Origin of the sequence: Mesorhizobium sp. M2A.F.Ca.ET.037.01.1.1 (genome assembly GCF_003998075.1) — a bacterium.
Classification (GTDB): Bacteria; Pseudomonadota; Alphaproteobacteria; order Rhizobiales; family Rhizobiaceae; genus Mesorhizobium.
This window is the reverse complement of record NZ_RZSA01000605.1, coordinates 1-4,160: the sequence shown is the minus strand read 5'-3', so window position 1 is coordinate 4,160 and position 4,160 is coordinate 1. Positions and strand designations below refer to the sequence as shown.

Below are 4,160 nucleotides of genomic sequence, written 5' to 3'. Positions count from 1 at the left end.
CCTTCTTGGCGTCGATGGCCACGACGATGCACTGGTTGCCGAACTTGTCGGCGGCCTCCGTGACGAAATCGGGGTTCTTCACCGCCGCCGTGTTGATCGACACCTTGTCGGCGCCGGCCAGAAGCAGCTTGCGGATATCGGCCACCTGGCGCACGCCGCCGCCGACGGTGAGCGGCATGAAGCATTGCTCGGCGGTCCGGGCGACCACGTCGAAGATCGTCTCGCGATTGTCCGACGAGGCGGTGATGTCGAGGAAGCACAGCTCATCGGCGCCCGCGGCATCATAAGCCTTGGCGGCTTCGACCGGATCGCCGGCGTCGATGAGGTCGACGAAATTGACGCCCTTGACCACGCGGCCGTTTTTGACGTCCAGGCAGGGGATGACGCGGGCTTTCAGCATCACTTGCTTTCCAGGGTGGACAGCAGGTCGACCACCAGCTCGCCGACCAGCGGCGGCACGTCGCCCTTGGGGTCGAAGGCCGGATCGTAGGCGGAAATGGTGAGCCCGGCGATGGCAAGCGGACCGGCAAGGCCGCACATCGCCATGCGCACTTGCTCCGGCACCGGGCCGCCGGGCGTGGTGTAGCGGTTGGCCTGCAGCTTCTCGGGGTCATGCACGTCGAGATCGACATGCATGTGGACCGGGCGTGCGCCGTCGGCTTTCAGTCTCTGCGCAGCGCTCTTCCAGTCGGGGCATTCGGTCCGGACGATCGGCAGCTTTTCCAGCAGTTCTCTTTCGGCGGCGTCGAGGTCGCGCGCGTTGACTAGGACGCTGCGCGACGGATCGACTGGCTTGAAGCCGGGGATCTGGTTCGCCATCCGCCGCCAGCAGAGGCCGAGCACGGTGGCCAGCGCCATGCCGTCGAGGAAGCCCGTTGTGGTGGTCTCCGGCGTGTTGAGGTCCCCATGCTGGTCGGCCCAGATGATGGCGTCGGCGCCGGCGCCTGCCACGGCGCCGGCGGCGGTCAGGCAGTTGCCGGCCAGCACGATCGGAAACCGCTTCTTGTCCAGCGCCATGCGAACTTCGCCTGAAACGGCGTTGCAGACGGCAAAGCCGGTGCCGATCTCGCGCTCTTCTTCGTCCTCGACCACCTTGCCGATGTCGTTCACCTCGACGTCGTGGCCGGCGAGCTTCAGCGCCTCGGCCAGCCCGCCCGAGATGAGCGCGTCCGGGCCCTGGCCGCAGCCACCGTGGAAGTGGCCGCTGTCATAGGATGCCAGGATGATCGAGATGTTCACTATTCTGCCTCCGCCCGTTCGCCGCGCAGGATCGCCAGTGCCTCGGCCGGGTCGATACGTCCGTCATATAGGGCGCGGCCCGAGATCGCGCCTTCGAGTTTTTGCGCGTCGGGCATGGTCATGCGCACGATGTCGGCAATCGAGGCGAGGCCGCCGGATGCGATCACGGGAATGGAAACCGCTTCCGCGAGGTCGATGGTCGAATCCCAGTTGATGCCGGTCAGCACGCCGTCGCGGTCGATGTCGGTGTAGATGATAGCGGCAACGCCGGCGCCCTCGAATTTCCTGGCCAGCTCGATGACGCCGAGCTCGGAGGCTTCGGCCCAGCCCTCGACGGCCACCTTGCCGCCCTTGGCGTCGATGCCGACTGCGATTTTTCCCGGAAAAGCCTTGCACGCTTCCTTGACGAGTTCGGGTTCGCGCACGGCCACGGTGCCGAGGATGACGCGCGTCAGGCCGCGGTCCAGCCAGTCTTCGATCTGCGGCAAGGTGCGGATTCCGCCGCCGAGCTGCACCGGGTTCTTCGTCGCCCTGAGGATAGCCCCGACCGCGGCGCTGTTGACGCTCTGGCCCTTGAAGGCGCCGTTGAGGTCGACGACATGCAGCCACTCGAAGCCCTGGTCCTCGAAGGCCCGTGCCTGCGCGGCGGGGTCGTCATTATAGATCGTGGCGGTGGCCATGTCGCCGTGTTTCAGGCGCACGCATTTGCCGTCCTTGAGGTCTATGGCTGGAAACAGGATCATGGGTCAGTCGCCCTCGACGATGACGAAATGACCGGTCGAAGCGGCGAGCCGGAATTTCGAGGCGTGCTGATATTCAGGCGAATGATAGCATTCGATTGCCTTGTCGTAGGACTCGAACTCCACCAGCACGTGACGGTTGCCGGTCGGTCCTTCCGGGCTCTCGTAGCGGCCCGCGCGGACCGCGAATTTCGCCCCGTATTTCGCGAAGGCGACGGCATTCGCTTCGATATACTGCTTGTAGACGTCGGGATCGCGGACATCGATCATCGCCATCCAATAGCCCTTCCTGCTCATTTTCAGGGCCTCCATTTCAGGAAATTGGTGATCAGCGCCAGGCCGAGCGCCTGGCTCTTCTCGGGATGGAACTGCGTGCCGGCGAGGTTGTCGCGGGCGACCGCCGCCGTCACCGGGCCGCCATAGTCGGCAACCGCCAGCACCTCGTCCGGGTTCTTCGCGTCCAGATGATAGGAATGGACGAAATAGGCGTGCAGTCCCCTCGGGCCGGTCTCGATGCCGGAAAACAGCGGATGGGGGCGGATAAGGTCGATCGTGTTCCAGCCGATCTGCGGGATTTTCAGCGTTGGATCGGAGGGCTGAATCTCCTTGACGTCGCCGGCGATCCAGCCAAGGCCCTTGGTGATGGTCTTTTCCAACCCGCGTTGCGACATCAACTGCATGCCGACGCAGATGCCGAGGAACGGCCGCCCCTTGGCGATTGCCGCTTCCTCCACCGCCTCCCACATGCCTGGCACCGCGTGCAGGCCGGCGGCGCAGTCGGCATAGGCGCCGACGCCCGGCAGCACGATGCGGTCGGCGGAACGCACCCGCTCGGCATCGGCCGTCAGCTCGATCGTCGCTGCAATGCCTCCCTCGCGCGCGGCGCGCTCGAAAGCCTTGGTGGCCGAGCGCAGATTGCCCGAGCCGTAGTCGATGATGGCTACCCGCATGTCAGGGCCTTCCAGGCGTATGGGTCAGGCCCAGCGCCATGCCGGTTTGCGGCGGTCGCGCCAGCGACGCGTCCGGTATGATGCGCGGCATTGGCGTTGGCTCTGGCTCATGGTCATCGACCTCCGCCGCAAAGCGTATCTCGGCATCGGCGAGATCGCCGGCCTCGACCACGCCCCATTCGCGCCAGCCGCGCCGCCGCAGAGTCGCGATGCGCAGGGCCTGGCCTTCGAAGCCGACATAGAGCGAGACCAGCAGTGACAGCATTGATCCGGCCCATTCGAGCCCGAGCCTCTCACCGAGCGCCGACAACACCGCCATGACGACGAAGGCCAACACCGCCTCGATCCACAGCCGGTTCCAGGCGAGCCAGAGCGGCGAGAACAGGAAACCGAGCCAGGTGAAGCTGTCGCGCACAAAATGGACGTCCTCGGCTTTTTTGCCGGCCGGCGGCTCCATCACGACATAGATCGCCATAGCCTATCCTTTCAGCGATCCCTTGGTGGAAGGCACGGCATCCGGCTGGCGCGGATCTGGCTCGAGTGCTGCCCGCAGCACGCGCGCCACCGCCTTGAAGCAGGTCTCGGCAATATGATGGTTGTTGGCGCCGTAATGGTTGGTCACATGCAGCGTGATGCCGGCATTCTGCGCCAGAGCCTGGAAGAACTCGCGCACCAGTTCGGTATCGAACGTGCCGATCCTCGGCGAGGAGAAGCCGACGTTCCAGACCAGAAACGGCCGGCCGGACACGTCGATCGCCGCGCGGGTCAGCGTCTCGTCCATGGCAAGGTCGATCGAGGCGTAGCGCATGATGCCGCGCCGCTCGCCCAACGCCTTGCTCAGCGCCTGGCCGATCGCGATCCCCGTATCCTCGACCGTGTGGTGGTCGTCGATATGCAGGTCGCCCTTGGCCTTGATGGTCATGTCGATCAGCGAGTGGCGCGACAGCTGGTCGAGCATATGGTCGAAGAAGCCGACGCCGGTCGAAATGTCGGCCTTGCCCTTGCCGTCGACATGGACCGAGACCGAAATCTCGGTTTCCCTGGTCTTGCGGCTGACTTCGGCCGAACGCGTCATCGTCGTGTCCTTATTGCCCTGATCGGGGCCCCGGGCTTGAAAACGAAAGCCTTCTATCAGCATGATCCGGCGATTGCCAGTTGCCATTCCGGCCACTATCGGCCTTCGCCGCGGGGCGGTTTGCAATCATTGGCCTTATGCATACATATGGCCCAT

At 64.9% G+C, this 4,160-nt stretch carries 7 protein-coding genes; all 7 read right to left on the bottom strand.

The window, feature by feature from the left end; translation table 11 throughout:
* On the bottom strand, positions 1 to 403 hold a 403-nt coding region (locus EOA27_RS25235; RefSeq protein WP_245491156.1), incomplete at its 3' end, for a HisA/HisF-related TIM barrel protein.
* The gene (locus EOA27_RS25230) at positions 400 to 1,239 is read right to left on the bottom strand and encodes an arginase family protein (RefSeq protein WP_126080096.1); all 840 of its coding nucleotides are present in this window, start codon (positions 1,237 to 1,239) and stop codon (positions 400 to 402) included. The genes EOA27_RS25235 and EOA27_RS25230, both read right to left, overlap by 4 nt.
* On the bottom strand, positions 1,239 to 1,982 hold the full coding sequence (gene hisA, locus EOA27_RS25225; protein ID WP_126080095.1) for a 1-(5-phosphoribosyl)-5-[(5-phosphoribosylamino)methylideneamino]imidazole-4-carboxamide isomerase: 744 nt from the start codon (positions 1,980 to 1,982) through the stop codon (positions 1,239 to 1,241). The genes EOA27_RS25230 and hisA overlap by 1 nt, the downstream gene beginning before the upstream one ends.
* A 3-nt stretch (positions 1,983 to 1,985) precedes the next feature.
* On the bottom strand, positions 1,986 to 2,276 hold the full coding sequence (locus EOA27_RS25220) for a DUF1330 domain-containing protein (protein ID WP_126080094.1): 291 nt from the start codon (positions 2,274 to 2,276) through the stop codon (positions 1,986 to 1,988).
* A 2-nt stretch (positions 2,277 to 2,278) separates the two neighbouring features.
* Positions 2,279 to 2,929, bottom strand: coding sequence for an imidazole glycerol phosphate synthase subunit HisH (hisH, locus tag EOA27_RS25215; RefSeq protein WP_126080093.1), 651 nt, complete (start codon positions 2,927 to 2,929; stop codon positions 2,279 to 2,281).
* 1 nt (position 2,930) lies between these two features.
* Entirely contained in the window at positions 2,931 to 3,404 is a 474-nt protein-coding gene (locus EOA27_RS25210) for a DUF2628 domain-containing protein (protein ID WP_126080092.1), read from the bottom strand.
* A gap of 3 nt (positions 3,405 to 3,407) precedes the next feature.
* Positions 3,408 to 4,004, bottom strand: coding sequence for an imidazoleglycerol-phosphate dehydratase HisB (hisB, locus tag EOA27_RS25205; RefSeq protein WP_126080091.1), 597 nt, complete (start codon positions 4,002 to 4,004; stop codon positions 3,408 to 3,410).
* Positions 4,005 to 4,160: the final 156 nt, after the last annotated feature.